19 protein-coding genes and 2 pseudogenes are annotated in these 17,017 nt (G+C 63.6%); 12 read left to right on the top strand and 9 right to left on the bottom strand.

The features are described from left to right. Positions 1 to 171: 171 nt before the first annotated feature. The 5 genes from ACQY4K_RS05700 to ACQY4K_RS05680 all read right to left on the bottom strand — a co-directional run bounded on the left by ACQY4K_RS05700 (position 172) and on the right by ACQY4K_RS05680 (position 3,750). Positions 172 to 981: an alpha/beta fold hydrolase gene (locus tag ACQY4K_RS05700; RefSeq protein ID WP_428394203.1), complete on the bottom strand. Its 810-nt coding sequence runs from the start codon at positions 979 to 981 to the stop codon at positions 172 to 174. A gap of 178 nt (positions 982 to 1,159) precedes the next feature. Continuing rightward, positions 1,160 to 1,882: an FMN-dependent NADH-azoreductase gene (locus tag ACQY4K_RS05695; protein ID WP_428394201.1), complete on the bottom strand. Its 723-nt coding sequence runs from the start codon at positions 1,880 to 1,882 to the stop codon at positions 1,160 to 1,162. Then, entirely contained in the window at positions 1,872 to 2,336 is a 465-nt protein-coding gene (locus tag ACQY4K_RS05690) for a DUF1348 family protein (RefSeq protein ID WP_428394199.1), read from the bottom strand. Before ACQY4K_RS05690 ends, ACQY4K_RS05695 begins: the two co-directional genes overlap by 11 nt. A 75-nt stretch (positions 2,337 to 2,411) precedes the next feature. Next, positions 2,412 to 2,801 carry a nuclear transport factor 2 family protein gene (locus tag ACQY4K_RS05685; protein ID WP_428394197.1) on the bottom strand — a complete coding sequence of 130 codons (390 nt, stop codon included), beginning with the start codon at positions 2,799 to 2,801 and terminating at the stop codon, positions 2,412 to 2,414. A gap of 88 nt (positions 2,802 to 2,889) precedes the next feature. Next, positions 2,890 to 3,750, bottom strand: coding sequence for an alpha/beta fold hydrolase (locus ACQY4K_RS05680; RefSeq protein ID WP_428394195.1), 861 nt, complete (start codon positions 3,748 to 3,750; stop codon positions 2,890 to 2,892). Between the two features lie 488 nt (positions 3,751 to 4,238). On the opposite strand from ACQY4K_RS05680, the gene ACQY4K_RS05675 reads away from it, so the two are divergent. Continuing rightward, positions 4,239 to 4,400: a hypothetical protein gene (locus ACQY4K_RS05675; RefSeq protein WP_428396295.1), complete on the top strand. Its 162-nt coding sequence runs from the start codon at positions 4,239 to 4,241 to the stop codon at positions 4,398 to 4,400. Between the two features lie 129 nt (positions 4,401 to 4,529). After that, positions 4,530 to 5,363: a helix-turn-helix transcriptional regulator gene (locus ACQY4K_RS05670; RefSeq protein ID WP_428394193.1), complete on the top strand. Its 834-nt coding sequence runs from the start codon at positions 4,530 to 4,532 to the stop codon at positions 5,361 to 5,363. Positions 5,364 to 5,583: 220 nt separating this feature from the next. Here ACQY4K_RS05670 and ACQY4K_RS05665 read toward each other — a convergent pair whose 3' ends face one another. Further along, a complete protein-coding gene (locus ACQY4K_RS05665; protein WP_428394191.1) occupies positions 5,584 to 6,504 on the bottom strand; it encodes an IS110 family transposase in 921 nt (306 codons plus the stop codon). A gap of 191 nt (positions 6,505 to 6,695) precedes the next feature. On the opposite strand from ACQY4K_RS05665, the gene ACQY4K_RS05660 reads away from it, so the two are divergent. The 5 genes and pseudogenes from ACQY4K_RS05660 to ACQY4K_RS05640 all read left to right on the top strand — a co-directional run bounded on the left by ACQY4K_RS05660 (position 6,696) and on the right by ACQY4K_RS05640 (position 9,715). Next, on the top strand, positions 6,696 to 6,935 hold the full coding sequence (locus ACQY4K_RS05660; RefSeq protein WP_428394189.1) for a hypothetical protein: 240 nt from the start codon (positions 6,696 to 6,698) through the stop codon (positions 6,933 to 6,935). Continuing rightward, a complete protein-coding gene (locus ACQY4K_RS05655; protein ID WP_428394187.1) occupies positions 6,932 to 7,597 on the top strand; it encodes a DUF7002 family protein in 666 nt (221 codons plus the stop codon). The genes ACQY4K_RS05660 and ACQY4K_RS05655 overlap by 4 nt, the downstream gene beginning before the upstream one ends. A 71-nt stretch (positions 7,598 to 7,668) precedes the next feature. Further along, positions 7,669 to 8,058, top strand: a complete 390-nt coding sequence (locus tag ACQY4K_RS05650) for a nuclear transport factor 2 family protein (protein ID WP_428394186.1) — start codon at positions 7,669 to 7,671, stop codon at positions 8,056 to 8,058. A 295-nt stretch (positions 8,059 to 8,353) separates the two neighbouring features. Then, positions 8,354 to 8,649 (top strand): annotated as a pseudogene (locus tag ACQY4K_RS05645) (IS481 family transposase); the annotation flags it as partial. Between the two features lie 235 nt (positions 8,650 to 8,884). Beyond that, positions 8,885 to 9,715, top strand: coding sequence for an alpha/beta hydrolase (locus ACQY4K_RS05640; protein WP_428394184.1), 831 nt, complete (start codon positions 8,885 to 8,887; stop codon positions 9,713 to 9,715). A gap of 1,493 nt (positions 9,716 to 11,208) precedes the next feature. Here ACQY4K_RS05640 and ACQY4K_RS05635 read toward each other — a convergent pair. The 3 genes and pseudogenes from ACQY4K_RS05635 to ACQY4K_RS05625 form a co-directional block, all read right to left on the bottom strand. Then, positions 11,209 to 11,657, bottom strand: a pseudogene (locus ACQY4K_RS05635) (DUF1348 family protein). 2 nt (positions 11,658 to 11,659) lie between these two features. Beyond that, positions 11,660 to 12,289, bottom strand: coding sequence for a pyridoxamine 5'-phosphate oxidase family protein (locus ACQY4K_RS05630; protein WP_428394182.1), 630 nt, complete (start codon positions 12,287 to 12,289; stop codon positions 11,660 to 11,662). A 59-nt stretch (positions 12,290 to 12,348) separates the two neighbouring features. Beyond that, positions 12,349 to 12,894, bottom strand: coding sequence for a carboxymuconolactone decarboxylase family protein (locus ACQY4K_RS05625; RefSeq protein WP_428394180.1), 546 nt, complete (start codon positions 12,892 to 12,894; stop codon positions 12,349 to 12,351). Positions 12,895 to 13,016: 122 nt separating this feature from the next. Between ACQY4K_RS05625 and ACQY4K_RS05620 the strand changes: the two genes are divergently transcribed. From ACQY4K_RS05620 to ACQY4K_RS05600, 5 genes are all read left to right on the top strand, one after another. Continuing rightward, the gene (locus ACQY4K_RS05620; RefSeq protein WP_428394178.1) at positions 13,017 to 13,916 is read left to right on the top strand and encodes a LysR family transcriptional regulator; all 900 of its coding nucleotides are present in this window, start codon (positions 13,017 to 13,019) and stop codon (positions 13,914 to 13,916) included. A gap of 33 nt (positions 13,917 to 13,949) precedes the next feature. Then, positions 13,950 to 14,639: a hypothetical protein gene (locus ACQY4K_RS05615; protein ID WP_428394176.1), complete on the top strand. Its 690-nt coding sequence runs from the start codon at positions 13,950 to 13,952 to the stop codon at positions 14,637 to 14,639. After that, complete coding sequence (locus ACQY4K_RS05610) at positions 14,636 to 14,926, top strand: RES domain-containing protein (protein WP_428394174.1); 291 nt, start codon at positions 14,636 to 14,638, stop codon at positions 14,924 to 14,926. The genes ACQY4K_RS05615 and ACQY4K_RS05610 overlap by 4 nt, the downstream gene beginning before the upstream one ends. Before the next feature lie 26 nt (positions 14,927 to 14,952). Then, positions 14,953 to 15,216: a hypothetical protein gene (locus tag ACQY4K_RS05605; protein ID WP_428394172.1), complete on the top strand. Its 264-nt coding sequence runs from the start codon at positions 14,953 to 14,955 to the stop codon at positions 15,214 to 15,216. 546 nt (positions 15,217 to 15,762) lie between these two features. Then, positions 15,763 to 16,941, top strand: coding sequence for an IS110 family transposase (locus tag ACQY4K_RS05600; protein WP_428394170.1), 1,179 nt, complete (start codon positions 15,763 to 15,765; stop codon positions 16,939 to 16,941). Positions 16,942 to 17,017 lie beyond the last annotated feature (76 nt).

Genomic DNA, 17,017 nt, shown 5'->3' with positions numbered 1-17,017 from the left:
GGACAGCGTTTGAATCTCGGCTGCCATCTGCGGGACCGACGCTTCGGGGGCCAGGGTGAACTCAGCCGTGTTGATTCTCGCGTGCGACGGCGGGCGCCTCGTGGAGCGTCAAGCCTTCCGAGCGGGATCGGTCCATCAGCGCCGCCTGGCTCATGCCTCTCACGGTCGAGTTCATCTCTCTGCGCCCTCGCGCTCGGCCAGTGCGCTCGAAAGCAAGTGCTTAGCCATAAAGGTCAGAATCAGCGCGGCGGTCTCGTCGTTCTTTTCATCGAGGGGGAAATGGCCAGCGTCCAGCAGGTGGATCTCGGCATCCGGCAGATCGTTACGGAAGGCCGTCGCACCGGCCGCGATGAAGGACGGGTCGTTGGCGCCCCAGGCCACCAGGGTTGGCGGCCGATGCTGTCGGAGCCATGCCTGCCAGGCAGGGTAGGCGGCGACATTGGTCTGGTAGTCGTAGAGCAGCGCCGCCTGGATCTCGCGCTGGCCGGGCTTGGACAAATGCGCGATTTCGTCCGTCCAGGTGTCGGGATTGTAGCACTCCGGATGCGAGGTCCCCAAGGTATGCCGCTGCTCGGTCCCCTCCGGCGACAGGAAGGCGTCGATCACCTCCGGGTGCGCGGCCGGGTCGGCCCAATACTGGGCGATCTTGCTCCACTTCGCGCCCAGGCCGGCTTGGTAGATGTTGCCGTTCTGGGTAATCAGCACCTGCAGGCGCTCGGGATGGGCCATAATCAGCCGCATTCCGACCGGCGCGCCGTAGTCGTGGATATAGAGACTGTACCGCTCGATGTTCAGCGCCTCGAGGAGATGATCCATGGTCTGCGCCAGGTGGTCGAAGGTGTAGGCGTAGGCCGGCGGCGGCGGCGCGTCGCTGTGGCCGAAGCCCGGAAAATCCGGCGCGATCAGGTGATAGCGTGTCGCCAGCAGCGGGATCAGCGTGTCGAATGATCGCGATGAGGACGGGAAGCCGTGCAGCAGCACGATGGTGGGCGCATCCTTGGGACCCGCCTCCCGATAGAAGATCCCGACTCCGTCGACCTGAGTGCGGTGATAGGTGATTGTTGCCGTGGTCGAAGGGATGGGACTTGTCGCTGCCGCGGAGCCCGCGAGCGGGGCCGCGCCGGGGATCGCGTTTTCAAGCTCGCCAGAGTTCATGGCCTTACTCCTTCTCCTGCCTTTGGACGCGCGCGTGTGCTTTGGCGAGGTCGACCGCGGCCTGTTTGGCCTGCTCGAATGCGCCCTGGGGGTCAGGCGTCAGGAGCGTAGGTTGGAACCGCAGCTCGTCGATGGCGGTGATGCCGGTCTGGTTGAGCCAGGCCTTGAGGTAGGTGGACTGGTGGTCGACCCCGAAGGCCGGTGACGGGAAGCTGTCGGCGTAGGCGCCGGCGGTCAGCACCAGGGTCGCGTGCTTGTTCTGCAGCAGGCCGAAATAGCCGGTCTCAGGCTTCAGACCCCACAGAAGACCCGGCTGGTTGATGATGTCGATGTAGTGCTTCAGCCGGTATGGAACCGTGCCGTTCCACATCGGTGCCGCGAACAGGTAGCGGTCCGCAGCGATGAAGCGGGAGGCGACCTCTACCACCTGGTCCCACGCAGTCTTCTGCACGGCGTTCTGTTCTTGGCCGAGCATCACGTTGACCTTGGCGGCGGCCTTGTCGCCGTCGAACGCCGGCAGCTCGGTCTCCCACAAAGGGAGGACGTCCACTTCCAGCATCGGGCTCGTCGCCTTCAGGGCGTCGAGGTAGGTTTCGGCGACCTGGATCGATTTGGACTGCTCGCCGCGAGGAGAGGCTTGGATGAAGAGTAGCTTGGTCATGGCGGATACCTTTCGGCTGCGGGAGGTGATCGCCGGCGTGCCGGCGGGTTTGGCGTCAGAGGCCAAGCGCGCTGAGGCCCGGGTGGTCGTCGGGGCGGCGACCCAGGGGCCAGCGGAAATGCCGCTCGGCCTCGGCGATGGGGTGTTCGTTGATGCTGGCGAAACGCGCGGCCATCAGACCGTCCGCGTCAAAGCGCCAGTTCTCGTTGCCGTAGGCGCGGAACCAGTGACCGCTGTCGTCACGGTACTCGTAGGCAAACCGCACCGCGATGCGGTCTCCGGCGAAGGTCCAGAGCTCCTTGATCAGGCGGTAGTCCAGCTCCCGGGCCCACTTGCGGGTGAGAAAGTCCTTGATCTCCTGGCGACCGTTCGGAAACTCGGCCCGGTTCCGCCAGTGGCTGTCAGGCGTGTAGGCCAGGACCACCCGCGCCGGATCGCGTGTATTCCAGGCGTCCTCAGCGGCTCGCACCTTCTGGATCGCGGTCTCTTCGGTGAACGGGGGGAGCGGCGGCCGACTCATGGCGTGGTTCTCAGGCAAGTAAGCGGATGAGGGACGTCGGCCGGACATGGGCGGAGTGGCCCGGCCGGTGGCAGGTCACGGACGCCGAGCTTCCGCAACGGCCAGGGTATCAATGTATTGCCGGAAGCGGGTGATCTTCCCGTCCTTCACCGTCCAGACGTGGGCGTAGCGCGCCTCGGAAATCTTGCCGGTGGTGCCGTGGACGCCTCTGAAATCGCCGAGCGACACCACGGTCTCACCTTCGGTGATGAACTCTGTAGGCACGAGCGAGAAGCTGGTCCACTCTGCCATCAAGGGCTTGAACAGGCCCTCGGCGACGGGGCCTGGGCCGCGGCCTTCGACCTTGTAATGCCACATGGTGATCCACTCGATGTGCGGGTCCATCAGGCCCAGGGCGCCGGGGGCGTCGCCGCCGGAAAGCTTGTCGTAGAAGTCGCGGACGATGTCCGTCGGGGTGGAAGTCATGGTCAGTCTCCGTCGACGAAGGTCCGCTCTCAGCGGCCTTGAAGGTCAGGGAAGCCGGGCGCCGCAAGTGGCACCCGGCGGTCGAAGGTCAGCGCAAATGCTTGGCGAGGAAGTCGCGCATGGCGGCGCCGATCTCGCTCGCGTGGGTCTCGAGCGCGAAGTGGCCGCTGTCGACGAAGCGCACCTCCGCGTTCGGCACGTCCCGTTTGAAGGCTTCCGCACCCGGGGGGATGAAGAAGGGGTCGTTCCTGCCCCAGATGACCAGCACCGGCGGCCGCTTGTCTCGCATATAGGCCTGAATGTCGCCGTAGAGAGCGACGTTGGTCTTGTAGTCGCCCATCAGGTCCAACTGGATCTCGTCGTTGCCCGGGCGCGCCAGGTAGAAGTCATCGAGGTTGCGGCCGTCGGGCGACACCAGCGCCGCATCGCTCACGCCGTGGGTGTATTGAAAGAGGGTGGTCTGCGGGGCCAGGAGGCCGCGTAGGGCATCGCGGTTGGCCTGGGTCGGCTCGTTCCAGTAGGCCTGGATCGGGGCGAAGGCCTCGGATACGCCTTCCAGGTAAGTGTTGCCGTTCTGGGAGACGATCGCGGTGATGCGGTCAGGATGCGCCAGCGCCAGACGGAAGCCGACCGGGGCGCCGTAGTCAAAGACATAGATGGCAAACGTCTTCAAGCCGAGCACCTCGGTGAAGCGGCCGACCACCTTGGTGATGTTCTCGAAGGTGTAGGCAAAGGCGTCGCGAGCGGGCTGCTCGGTCATGCCGAAGCCGGGCAGGTCCGGGGCGACGACATGATACTTGCCGGCCAGCTCCGGGATCAGGTCGCGGAACATGTGGCTGGCGCTGGGGAAGCCGTGCAGCAGCAGCACGGCCGGAGCGCTCGGGTCGCCAGCGGAACGGTAGAACACCTTGAGCCCATCGACTTCGACGGTGGTGAAACGGACGGTCATCACACGATCTCCATTATCCTGCGGCCCTGGCCGCCCTGTTTGACGAGGATGTTGTCGGCCTTCCCGGACCGACCGGGTAGCGATCGAGTTCGGGAAGCAGCCTCTCATTCAGTGGAAAGGCTGAGGCCCCATGCGCTGGGCTGCCGCCGGGCGGTCGTCCGACATGACACGTCGCCCGCTGGAGCTCGATGGGGCCGGGCTTGGCAAGCGACGTCACCGAGACGTCGAGCGCGCGAAGTGGCGCCTCTGGCACGGTCGCTGGAAGGGCTGCCTGATCAAGCTGGCCGAGGTCCGCCGATGGCTCGGGAGTGGGAGCATCCGCCACATCGTGGGCGTGCGCTCCCTTCGGGGCCATCTTGATGATCTGCTCTCCAATCTGGAGGCGAGCCAGTCCGCGTTGGTAAATTACAGCGCTCGCCGGCGACGCGGCGAGCCAATCTCGACGGCGTTCGTCGAGAGCGTAGTCCAACGAGATCATCGCCAAGCGCATGGTGAAGAAGCAGCAGATGCGCTGGAACCGGTGGACCGTGCAGCCTTTCCTCGACATTCGCGTCGCCTTTCTCGACGGCACTCTGGAGAGATCGTTCTGCCAGATTTACTCCAACTTCCGGGCCGCGAACGACGTCCGCCCGGCCTCTACCGCAGTTTGAACCCCACCACTTTGCATGCTCTCAAGAACTTTCGCCCACTCAGAGCCCCGATGCACCTACCCTTCTGTGAGGTATGCGGGCTAGCCTCATCATCGTGATATCCGTACCCGACCCGCTAAAGAGCAGTTGATGTCCCGTCGTCCAGTAGGCTTTTCCTCCCCTGATCGTTTTCTGATCTATGCCCACAAGTCTCAGGCCACCGTTTACCCGGAGGAGGCCCACAAAGAGCTGCAAATCTGCATTCCCGCGCCAAATGCCAACTACACGGTCCACCGTCACTCTGCCATCGGCGGAGCAACGGCGAAACGTCTGGAAGGGCGGGATATCCTCGTCATTCCACCCAATCAACCGCACGCTATCGCGTGGCATAGGGAGGCCGCGATCGTCTCGCTTCTAATCGATGCGTGCTTCATAGAAGGAGCTCTAGAGGGAAAAGCCCTTGACGTTCGAGACGGACTAACCATCCGAGACGCCTACCTGTCGGCTACAGCACAGCGGATTTGGGACGTCTTGGCGACAGGTCATGCCAGTCTGACCATTCTAGAAGCGCTGACGACGGGCATCATCTACGGCATAAGTGAGCAGGCGAACAAGTCGCGATCCCTATCGCAACGAGAGATGAATGCCACACCTCTATCATTCCGACAGATGACGACGATGCGCCAATATATAGACGAACACGTCGCTGAAGATCTAAGCGTTGAGGTTCTGGCTAAACAACTTGGCATGAGCCCCTGGCACTTTGGACGGCGACTTCGCGCAGGTACTGGACTGTCTCCCCATTCCTTCTTGACGGATCAACGCTTCATCTACGCCCAGAAACTACTTAAAAATAGGTCCGCCTCTGTTCTCGACGTAGCTCTGGCGGTTGGTATGACGCACAGTCACTTCACCCGCGTTTTCCGACGCCGGTTTGGAATTACACCGACCGCCTTTAGGCAGGAAGAGGGCTGGAGGACGTGAATTTACGGCCGATCGGCATAACTGACACCAAATAGAGCAAGAGAACCAACCCATGAACCTGTAATACGAGAATATGCCGATCCGGTGAGGTTCTTTTGCGCTAAGTCCCGCTCCTTGAAGATGCTTTGGTGATGATCGATGTCGCTGGCGACTGCAGAAGTTTGCCTCGAGATCATAAATCGCATGTAGGAGCGCGTGGCTACTAGAGTATCCGTCTTGGTCAAGCTGTCTTTGGTGTCCAAAGGCGTGGATTTTTGAGCAGCGCGTTGGCGAGGACGATGAGCTTGCGCATGACGGCGATGATGGCGACCTTTGGTGGTTTTCCGGCAGCGGTCATGGCCTGATATTTGGCCTTGAGGTCTGCATTGAAGCGGATGGCGACGAGGGCCGGCATGTAGAGGGCCTGGCGCAGGGTAGCGCGTCCGCCGCTGATGAAGCTGCGGCCTTTCCATTGCCCGCTTTCGCGGGTGACGGGTGCGAGGCCGGCGAGGCTTGCGGCCTGTCGATGTTCGAGGGTTCCGAGTTCAGGCATTTCGATCAGCAAGGCGAGTGCGGTGGCATCGCCGACGGCTGGAATGCTGACCAGGCTGTTGAAGCGAAGCTGGAGATCCGGATCGGTTTTGACGAGACGGGCGAGTTCGGCGTCGATGGCGTCGAGTTGCTCTTTGATCTGAAGCAGGCGCCGTGCGGCCTGACGTTTGAGCAAAGCGAGGCCGAGGTTCTTCTGCCGGTTCTGGGTGGCGGTGCGGTCCTTGACCAATGCGCTGCGTGCGACGTGAAGTTGTCGCATCTGGTCGAGCGTGGCGCTGATGATCGGGCGCACGGGCGGTTCGAGCGAGGCGCCGAAGCGGGCCAGCATGGCGGCATCGACGCGATCGGTTTTGGCACGGGTGCCGACCGCCTCGGCGAAGCGTCGAGCCTGGCGCGGGTTGATCTTGACCACGGGCAGGTTGCGGCCGCCCAGCGTGCGCTCGAAGGCACGGTGATAGGCGCCGGTGGCCTCGAAGATGATGCGAACTGGGGCAAGCGGGGCCAGCCAGACGATGAGGGCGGCGAGACCGCGGGCGTCGTTGGTGAAGCGGCTGGTCGCGCCGCTCGGGCTACAGATTGGGTCATCTTTTCCATGTCCTTTGCTTGTCATCCGGGTCGTCGCACCCGGGTATCCGTTCAGGCCGCAAGGAAAAGAGAGGGGCGGTCACACTCTAACTCGGCCCATGAAGACCAGCACTTTCACGACCCGTCCCCTCCCGCTGCCGGCGAGTTTGCACCTCGCCGGCAGCACCCCATCTTTGCCGGAAAGGGCGAGGAAATCATAAGACAAGCGTCTTCCCCATGCGTGAAGCCATGCTGAGCGCCAAGGCGCCCTGGCAGGAAGGCAGCTTGCGGATTATCGCCTTGAACCGCGAGATCGTCGCCGGACCCTTAATCGGCGAGGAAGGCATCGTGACCGCTCAGCTCACTGCCCAAGCGGTAGTCAAGGGCCGTCAGATCCTGGATAGCGGTGGCCACCATTCGCGACCGGACGGCCTGCGTCTGGAGGTGTTGGGGCCGAGCGCGGCGGCGTCGCGATGAGCGACGCAGTGCAGCCTGACGAACCCTGGGGTGGGCCGAAGAGCCAGGAGACAGCGTTGCGACAGCTCAGGCGGCGGTCCGCTCCCGAGCACATCTTCCACCTTGCGGAAGGAGAGAACCTCCATTCGATTTTTGAGCAAGGTTTGATGAGCACGGCGAAGCTACTGGCGCGGCACGGGTTGCCCGATCAGGAGAAGATCGCACTCCTCCGCGGTCACCGCTCTACGCATCTGCGCCTTCAAGGGATTCTCATCCGTGACCAAGTCCCCATGCCGCCGGCGGCCCTGGCGCCGGCCCTGGATGACGGCATGGAGCCCAGCAAATGGTACGCGCTGGTCAATGAGCACGTCTTTTTTTGGCCCGACCGGGAAAGGTTAAATCGGCATTTGAAGGCATGCGGATCTCGCCTCCAGTATTTGATGACCTTCAATGCCGCCAAGCTGTTCCGTGATTTTGGCGACCAAGCCTTCGTTTCCCCTATCAACAGCGGCAATGCCCGGCGCAAGCCGGCGCGGCGTGGCCGCGATACTTTCGTACCATATCGGATGTGGATCGAGCACGGCTGGACAACAGGCCAGCGCAGGCGGCCACCAGCAGAGTTTCTGTTCCGATGCAATGTACCAGCGAAGCCGCCTTACCTGACCTGCGTCGAGAAGCTTTAGCTGCCAACGACAGGCCGACCATGCAACGAACCCTTCGGTTCAAGCTCGGCAGACAAAGAGAGGAATTCACAATGAAACCCCCCGTTGAGATCGTGAAAGAGCTATATGCGAGATTGACCGCCGGCGATGCGGGTGGTGCGCTGGCCCTCATGTCCGACGACATCGAGTGGATCACAATGATGGACTACAAGGTCGATGGCCGCGGGCCGCAGAAAGTGCTTGAAGGCATGCTCAGGCCAGCGATGCAGGAGTGGCAGCCGTATACGCTGACGCCGCACGAATTTATCTGTGACGGCGCCAAGGTCGTATCGGTGGGGCGGTTCAAAGGGACGAATCGATTGACCGGTAAGCATGTGGAGGTCGACTACTCCCACATTTGGGAGGTGAGAGATGGCAAGATCGTGCGGCACCGTCAATTCATCGACACGGGCAAGATTGAGCTGGCGCGACGTCCTGGCTGACACCGTCGCTGTAATCCAGTATACGATGCATGATGTCACCAGGCGGTTTGGCTCATGCCGTTCGTCGGCTTGGGCTCGGTCAGGCATCGCGTGTTGCGCGAACCACTGCGTAACCGGACACCTTTCAGAACCTTGTCATTGATGATCATGGAAGGCACGAGTCAAGTCGACTTGAGGCCGGCTGACATCGTTCCGAGAGTCATACTGGTTCGGGCCGTGTAAAGGGTCCTAAGCCTAAATGTTTGATCCCGCGGTGAGGTGGCACATACAATCACAATGCTTTGAGGGAGGAGCTATGGGCCAGGTTCTTCACGAAACAACCCGCACGACGGAGGCAGTCCGTCGGGCGCTACAGCTACGTCAAGCGAGCGTGAGAGTCCTCCCCAGGCGCTACGGCGTCAGCCCTACCACCATCCAGAAGCGGCGCAAGCGCGAGACACAGCCGATGCCGCGATGGGCCCAAAAGATCCTCGCTCCACCGTGCTTACTGCCGAGAAGGAGGCGGTGGTCGCCGCCTTCGGCGCCACACGCTGCTGCCGCTTGATGATTGGCCGGCAACCGAGCATCCCGCACCTCACCCGATCCTCGCTGCGCCTGGAGCGCCTTCGTCCTGATGATCGGACATGTGATAGCCGCTTTCGGCCTACGTCTCGTAGGCATAGTGAGAGATCAGATCGGACACTTCGAACTCTCGGTGCTTATGGTTCTGGGCGTTGCACTGATCATGCTCGCCGTAACACCGTTCCTGCAGCCGTAGCCGCACGCGGCGCGATTAGCCATGCAGTAGCGACTCTTCAGCGTTACTTGGAATATGGGAGACTCCAACATGGAAAATATCTATCGCGGCATGAGCCGTCAGGACCTGGACATCGCTTATAACAATGTTCGTGCCGATCCAGATTATGCGGCGAGAATGCTCAACTACACAGAGCGAAGTGAGGCGATCTATCAGAGTGCCTCGGTTCAACGTGACAGAGCATACGGAACTCTCCCGCGCCAGCGCGTCGATTGGTTCTCTGGAGGACGAAAGTCTGCACAGACATTCGTATTTATACATGGCGGATATTGGCAGAATTATAGAAAGGAAGATCTGGCGTTTGTGGCATCGGGTGCACTTGAGCATGGCTTCAACGTTGCGCTTGCCGAGTACACCCTGGCTCCTGAAGCATCGATGACGGAAATCGTTCATGAAATTGGTACGCTCATCGATCATCTGCATTCGGCTCGCAACGAGAGCGGATTCGGAATGAGTGGCGTCTGCTTATGTGGTCATTCGGCAGGTGGCCAACTCGCTGCACTTCACGGGGATCATCCTGTGGTCACGTTGGTAGTTTCGGTCAGTGGCCTGTTTGATTTGGAGCCGATTTCGCTCTGCTGGTTGAACGACAAGCTTCGGCTCACGCAGGAAGAAGTTCTGAAATTCAGTCCGATTTTAAAGATCCGGGCCGGCGCTCCCGCTCTTGTCACGGTGGGCGGCTCAGAACTTCCAGAGCTGGTGCGCCAGTCGCAGGACTACGCGGCGGCGCAGGCAATGGCCGGGAAATGGACCAGCATGTTTACGATTCCGGCGTGCAACCACTTTTCGATGTTGGATGATCTGGCTGATCCGGCGGGCACACACATGAGCGCGATCGTTGCTGCAATGTCTTCATTGTGAAGCAACGACGTTTCGCGGACATCGGCAACAGCTCCGCAGGAGCAAAGTGCCCGATGTTTGCCCACTCCGGAGGTCTCGGAAAGTCGGTCAGCAAGTCTATGGCCGACCGTGAAGACGTATCTGGCCTAGCACTATTTTGGCAGAACTTGGTGAGTGAGCCTTCTACAGCACTGCGGACACCGCGCTTGCGGCGGCGGTGCGAGCAGCGCGAGGAGCGCCTTTCTGACGGCGGGCAGGCTTGGATGGCGGCGAGGTTGTCGGTCGCCCCGCTTTTCCAGGTCGGCGCAAGGGTGCGGTGGCCGTCCAGGCGCCAGCTCTTCGCCGGCGGACGGAAGGAGACGACCACGAGCGCCGCGGCGGCTGACGCTCTCGGCGCCGAGGGTGAAGTCGGAGCTGATGGCGGTGGTGTCGAACAGGGCGTCCAGCGACAGCTGGTTGGCGGGCGACGACTTTGGCATGTGGGGGTTCCCGTGCTGGAAGCGCGTCGGGCCCGGCTGTCGGGGGACAGCCGGGAGATCGGGGACGTGCGGGCTGCCCGTCAGGGCAGGCGGAGGAAGGGGGTCAGGTTTGGGCGCCGATCAGCGCCTGGGGCTTACCAGGAGCCGTGCAGGCCCTTGATGAGGCAGCGCTCTACGTGGTCGATCAGACTGAGCGCCTGACGGTGCAGCGCTGAGCCCTGGCGAGCTTGGAGCTTGGCGCACGATGTGCGTCCAGACGTCACGGTCGTCGGCGGACACCGAGCAGCCCGCTTCGGGGTCGTCCATGCGTTGTAGTTGGATGCCGAACAGGCTGGGCCCCACGGGCGCGGCGCCGGCCAGCGTCTAGCCTTCCCGCTGGGCGGCGGCGAAGTCGAAGTTGATGTCCGCCAGCGGCAGGCGCGGTCGGGGCTGGGCGAGGTTCTCGCGGGGATCGTCGCGACGTGCATGGGGTCTCTCCTCTCCGTCTTCTCCTCGAAGACCCCTCCTCGCGGCCGCGTCCGGGCGGACGGCGCGAAGCCGGCGCTCGCGTCGGGATCGCAGGCGGCCCAGCGAAGCGGCCGACGCGACCCACCCTTTGCTGCCGGGTGCCGTGGCGCGCGGTAGCGCCCTCCTCCCTCTTCTCTTCCTCACAGGAGCCGGTTCCGCCTCCTCTCCGGCCGGGAACGAGACGGAGCTGCACTCGTCAGGTGTTTTGAATGTCGCAGAGCCAGTCCATGTAGGCCGGCCTCGCCCTGTCGACGTCGTGGCGGTATACGTCGGAGCGGTCGGGTGGCACGGCCGCCTCAGCACCGTCAGCGGCGAGGCGATGCTGTCCTTGCCGCCGTTGAAGCCACCACGATGCGGTCGTAGCTACGCAGGTCGGGAAAAGCACGGGCGACGACGGGGCGTAGGGCGAGAAGCAGGCGGTCGAGATCTACCTGTCCGACCTGGACCGTCTGCGGCGCGACATCACCGACATGGCCTGCTACCGGGTGCTGGGCGATCTTTGCATGGCATCCCTGCTGCAGGTCAATGCTACAGCCCGAGGTCGCTCAGGGACGGATGGTCGTCGGGTCGCCTTTCGAGCGGCCAGCGGTACTTGCGTTCCACCTCGCGGAGCGGAGCGTCGTTTATACTGGCCAGGTGGCGGCGCATCAGGCCGCGCTTGTCGAACTCCCAGTTCTCGTTGCCGTGGGAGTGAAACCATTGGCCGCTATCGTCGTGCCACTCGTAGGCGAAGCGCACCGCAATGCGGTGCCCGTCAAACGCCCAGAGCTCCTTGATCAAGCGGTAGTCGAGCTCCCGGTCCCACTTCCGGGTCAGGAATGCGACGATCGCTTCGCGCCCCTGGAGGAACTCGGCGCGGTTCCGCCAGGCGCTGTCCGGCGTGTCAGGCCAGCGCCATGCGCCCGGGATCGCTAGCGGAGCTTCCGCACGGCGCTCTTGAGAGTGAAGGGCGGCAGCGGCGGACGCTCGGCCTCCATGGTCAACCCTCACCAGAAGCAGAGAGCCTGGCTCGCAATGTCGCGTTCTCGGCTTCGAGCGCCGCCAGCCGCTCTCGCATCGGCTGGATGGCGGCTGCGAGCTCGGCCTTCGTAAAACGCGGCGTGATGTGCTGCGGGCAATTCCAGTCGAAGTGTTCGAGGCGCAGAACGTAGCCGCGCTCAGCCCTCCCCTTGTAGCCGGGTGTGATCAGGCGGGCGGAGAGCTCGGGATCGGCGTTCAGGTCACGTGGCTCGACGTGGGCGTAGATCTTCATCCGGCTGCGGTTGGGGTAGTCCACCAGGATCAGTGCCGCCCGATCGTCGATCGAGAGGTTGCCAAGGCTGATGTACTGCCGGTTGCCGCGAAAGTCAGCGAAGCCCAACGTCCGCTCGTCAAGCACGCGCAAGAATCCCGCCGGACCGCCGCGATGCTGAACGTAGGGCCAGCCCGTCTCGGAGACTGTGGCCATGTAGAAGCTGTCGCGCGCTGTGATGAAGGCGGCGTCGTCGGGGGTGAACCGGTCGAACTCTCGATGCTCCTTGAAGTCCTGCCAGAGGTGGTCGCTGCCCATCGCGGCCTGCGCGGCGCGCACGCCGGGCGTTATGGCGATGTTGAGGAAGCCGTAGGACATGGTGGATCTCCGCAAGCGTGGGCTGGCGACCGAAGCGGTAATTGCCAGCCCGCCTCGCCTCAGGCCGCGTCCGTCGCGCGAACGATCGGGAAGTCGATGTCAGTGTCCGCGACGACGTTGAGCAGGTTGGTGAAGAAGTTCTCGACCACTACTGCGATGATTTCCACGACCTGGGCCTCGCTGAAGCCCGCATCGCGGACCGCCTGAATGTCGGCACTACCAACGTGCCCGCGCTCCTTCGCGACCTTAACCGCGAACTGCACGGCGGCACTGGCCTTGGCGTCGCCGGAGGTGCCCTTGCGGTTCAGGGCAACTTCCTCGGGGCTGATCTTGGCCAGGTTCAGGCCGAGGTAGCTGTGCGCTGACAGGCAGTAGTCGCAGCCGTTCACTTGGGCGACTGCCAGCGCGATCCGCTCGCGCGTCTTGAGGTCGAGCGCCTTGCCCAGGGCCGCGTTGTTGGCGGCGAAGCCCTGCAGCGCCGCCGGGCTGCTGGCGATCAGGCGGAACATGTTCGGGACCGAGCCGAGCTGCTTCTCAACGGCATCGAGCACCGGCTTCGAAGCCTCGGGAACGTCATCGCGGGCAGAAATGGTCAGGCGGGACATGATGGCTCTCCTCTGCGGGGCGGAGCCGGGAAGCGGCTCCCTCGTGAAGAAAGGTGACGCCTTTCGTTCACCAGGATAATCTCATGTCTCCAAGACACACCCTCTCGTCGAACGGAAGAACGATGGACCGGTTTGAGGCGATGCGTGTTCTGGTCCTGAGCGTGGACCGTGGCAGCTTCTCGGCCGCTAGCCGTGAGCTGCGGATGCCCCTTGCAACGGTTAGTAGGAAGGTGAGCGAACTCGAGGCGCATCTCGGGACCCGGCTGCTCGTCCGGACGACCCGCAGCTTGGCTACGACCGACGCGGGCCGGGCCTACCTGGCGTCCTCCCGGCGGATCCTCGAGGAGCTGGATGAGGCGGAGCGGGTCGCCGCCGGCGAGTTCCGGGCCCCTCGAGGCGAACTCGTCCTGACGGCCCCGATCGTGTTCGGGCGCCTGCACATTCTGCCGATCTTGGCCGAGTTCCTGGCGGCCTACACCGAGATCAACGTCCGGCTGCACCTGTCGGACCGCAACCTTGACCTGGTCGGCGAGCACGTCGACATGGCCGTCCGGATCGGCCCGTTGCCGGACAGCAGCATGGTCGCGACCCGCGTCGGCTCGATGCGCATCGTCGTGTGCGTCAGTCCGGAGCTGCTGGCCGGACATGGGGAGCCGCAATCGCCGGAGGATCTGGCTGCTTTGCCGTGCGTCGGCTTCGCGCCGGTCCAGGCCGCTTCGTGGCGGCTCCTCAACGGCGCGACGGGAACCACGCAGGTCGCGATCAACCCCCGTCTCTCCGTTTCCACGGCAGACGCGGCCGTTTGGGCCGCGATTCGCGGCGTCGGGGTGACCAGGGTGCTGCACTATCAATGCGCAAACGCGCTGCGCGACGGATCCCTGCGGCTCATTCTGGCGGAGTTCGAGCCGGAACCGCTTCCGGTTCACCTGCTCCACGCGGCTCGCGGCGACCTGCCGCTCAAGATGCGGGTGTTCCTGGATTTCGCCACCGCGCGGCTGAGGGACACGCTGAAGTCGCTCTGAGGCGATTTCCCCCCTCTGAGAAGTGAAGCTACGATGCTGGACGCCACCGTACATGGTCTGCCGTGTTGGCTCGGCTCGCCAGCGGCCAAGCGCGAAAGAAGTCCTGTTGACGTTTTGCCGTTCGAAACCCTGCAGGAGCTTCATCAGGCCGACGATAGCCACGCAAAAGTTGAGCAGGGTCGGCTTGAAGGTACCGTCGGCGCTCGCACGGTGCGGTTCAACGAGCTGGTCGCCCAGATCGCCGCGGAACCTGAAACGGCGCAGAAGCCGCTGAAGCTGGTCGCGAAAGCCGCGGCTGAGGTCAGCCAAGGCGCGGGTCTGGACCAGGTGCTGTCGCCGGAGGAGGGCAGGGCACGCATCGGCAAATATGCCACGCCAACCAAGGTAGAGGACTGGGCCGGCTCCCTGGCCGGGCCGACTGAGCTGGAGCGAGACTTCGGCGTGGCTCGCTCGACTCTGCACACTTGGCAGAAGCAAGGGGCGGTGATCGGACTTCTCGTTGGCGTGCGCAAACATACCTTCCCGACAGAGCAGTTCGTCGACGGGCGTCCTGTGGCTGGCCTTGCCGCGATCGTCAAAGCCATCGGCAACCTACGCGTGGCATGGCTGTGGTTACGCGAGCCCAATCCGGGATTTGCCGGCGTCACCCCGCTGGCGCGTCTCAAGGCAGGCGCAACCGACAAGGTCGTTGAGATGGCCCACTCGAATTTCGCCGACGCGTGATCCTCGATGCCAACGTCCTCGCCGATTTGGCCGTTGCGATCACGCCCAAAACCTATGTGCGCGTTACCCGCATGGCGCACGCGGCCACGCCGCTCGGCGCAGGCTTCGGGGTCACGCGCTTCGCCAGCCCGACGAGCGCCTTCAAGGTCATCTACCTCGGGCAGGATCTGACGACAGGGGTCGCCGAAACCCTCATCCGCGACCGATTTCAGGGCAGGGCGCGGCGCAGAATTATCGACATTGAAGCCGCGCCTTGGGGCGCGACAGAAGGGCCAGCGCCGCGCTGACGCTGATCGACCTCAGAACCACAGGCTTGGCGCGCCTCGGCGCTTCGACCGAAGCCGCCCGCGGCAAGGCGCAGGGGCAAGGGCGCGCGCTGAGCCGGGCGATCCATGAGCAAACTGACGCCCATGGCTTGCCCTACTTTTCCCGCCTGACGGGTCGCACCTGTATCTGCGTCTATGAGCGCGCCCTGCCGGGTGGGTTGCTCGCGACGCCAGTCGTCGAGCTGATGCTGCTGGCCGGGTTTGTAGATGCGTCGCACGAATTGAACGTAACCTTGCTCGCGACGCCATAGGATCATTGCACTCGACTACCGCATGCGGCCCGCGTTGCGCGAGCATGGGATGACCCTGCTGGGAGGACGTTCTCTCAGCCGATCCGCCGTCAGCACCGGAGAGCATGCGAAGTCGCGGGCGCGCGTTCGGTTGGGTATCCTGACGATTTGCGTTTAGGAGGACGAACACGATGGCGAGGCTGGTCCGGCGACTGAAGCCGGTTGCCGAGTTGGCGTCGGGCCCGGTGTCTGAGATCGAGGTGGCCCGGGTCGAGCGTGAGGATATGGGAACAGCCGAGACGATTGGGCTTGTAACTCCTCCACTCACCGCTGTGCTCCTTGGCTAAGGTTGCACATCGGTTGCTGGGAGAGGGTCGCCGTGGTGTGTTTGAGGGTTCGTCCTCGGGCATGAGATTGGCGCCCTCGACCGGTGCTTAGGGCTCGAACGGTATCCTGAGGCCAAGCCTTGCCCGCTTGCGTCCTCGCTTGGACAAGCGTGAGCATGGGTGCCGGCTCCGGTTCAACGCATGCGTTGAACCCCTGCCGCTGACCAACAACGGGGAGATCATGTTCGCAGGCATCGATATTGCGTCCGAGCGCCACATGCTCGCACGCCTGGACGACCAGGGCGCGCCGATCGGCAAGCCCATGCCAATCACCGAGGACCGCGCCGGCTACGACGCGCTGCTCAAGGCGTTGGGCGAGCCGCCAGTGCTTGTCGTTATGGAGGCGACCGGGCACTACTGGAAGAACCTGTTCGCCGTGCTCGCTGCCGCCGGGCACGAGGTGGCATTGCTTAACCCGTTCGTCGCCCGGCGCTTTCAAGACAGCCGCCTCGAACGAACCAAGACCGATGCCATCGACGCGCAAGGCCTCGCTCGCCTCGCCTTCGAGAAGCGCCCCGAACCCACTCACCTGCGCGACGAGGTCGCCGAGGCGCTGCGCGAGCTGGTCCGCCACCGCGACCGGCTGCGACAGGACTTCGACGATCGTGTCCGCCAGTTGCACCGGCTGGTCGATCTCGGCTTTCCCGAGTTCACCCGCTACGTCCGCAGCCTCGACAGCATGCTCGCTACCTGCCTGCTCGCCGCATATCCGACCGCTCACGCCTTTGCCCGCGCCACCCCACGCCGCTTGGCCAAGCTGCGCTACGACGGGCGCCATTTCGTCGGCGCCGAACTGGCCGAGCAGCTCGTCGAGGCCGCGAAGACCTCGATCGGCCAGCACCACGGACCCGCCTACAAGCTGCAGGCCGTGCACATTTGCCAGGACCTCGACCTGTGGCGTAAACGTCTGGCCGATATCGAGCGCGACATCGAGGACCTGCTCGACACCCACCAGATCGGCAAGCTGCTGACCACCATCGAAGGTATCGGGCCACAATCCGCTGCCCGCATCATCGCCGCTGTCGGCGACCCAGCCCATTTCAAGAGCGCCAACGCCTTTGCTGCTTATGTCGGCGTCGTGCCGGGTCTGAGGCAGTCCGGCAAGCAATCCGACCGTATTCGAGCGCCCCTCGCACCCATGGGCCATGCCCGGCTGCGAAATGCGCTCTGGATGCCGGTGCTCGGCGCCGTACGACGCAATGCCTGGCTGCGCGCTTTCTACGAGCGACTGCGTGCCGCCGGTAAACCCGCTAAACTCGCCCTCATCGCCGCCATGCGAAAGCTGCTGCACGCCGTCTACAGCGTCGCCAAGCATCGCAAGCCGTTCGAGATCAGAACGGAGCAGGCGCGGGCGGCGTAGTCCCAACATAACGCAGCCGACCGCGCCTGCGGCCCGCACAAAAACCGCTTGCTCAACGTGACGGTATCTCATGCTA

The organism is Lichenicoccus sp. (assembly GCF_965276875.1).
Lineage (GTDB): Bacteria > Pseudomonadota > Alphaproteobacteria > Acetobacterales > Acetobacteraceae > Lichenicoccus.
This window is presented reverse-complemented; position numbering and strand designations above follow the sequence as displayed.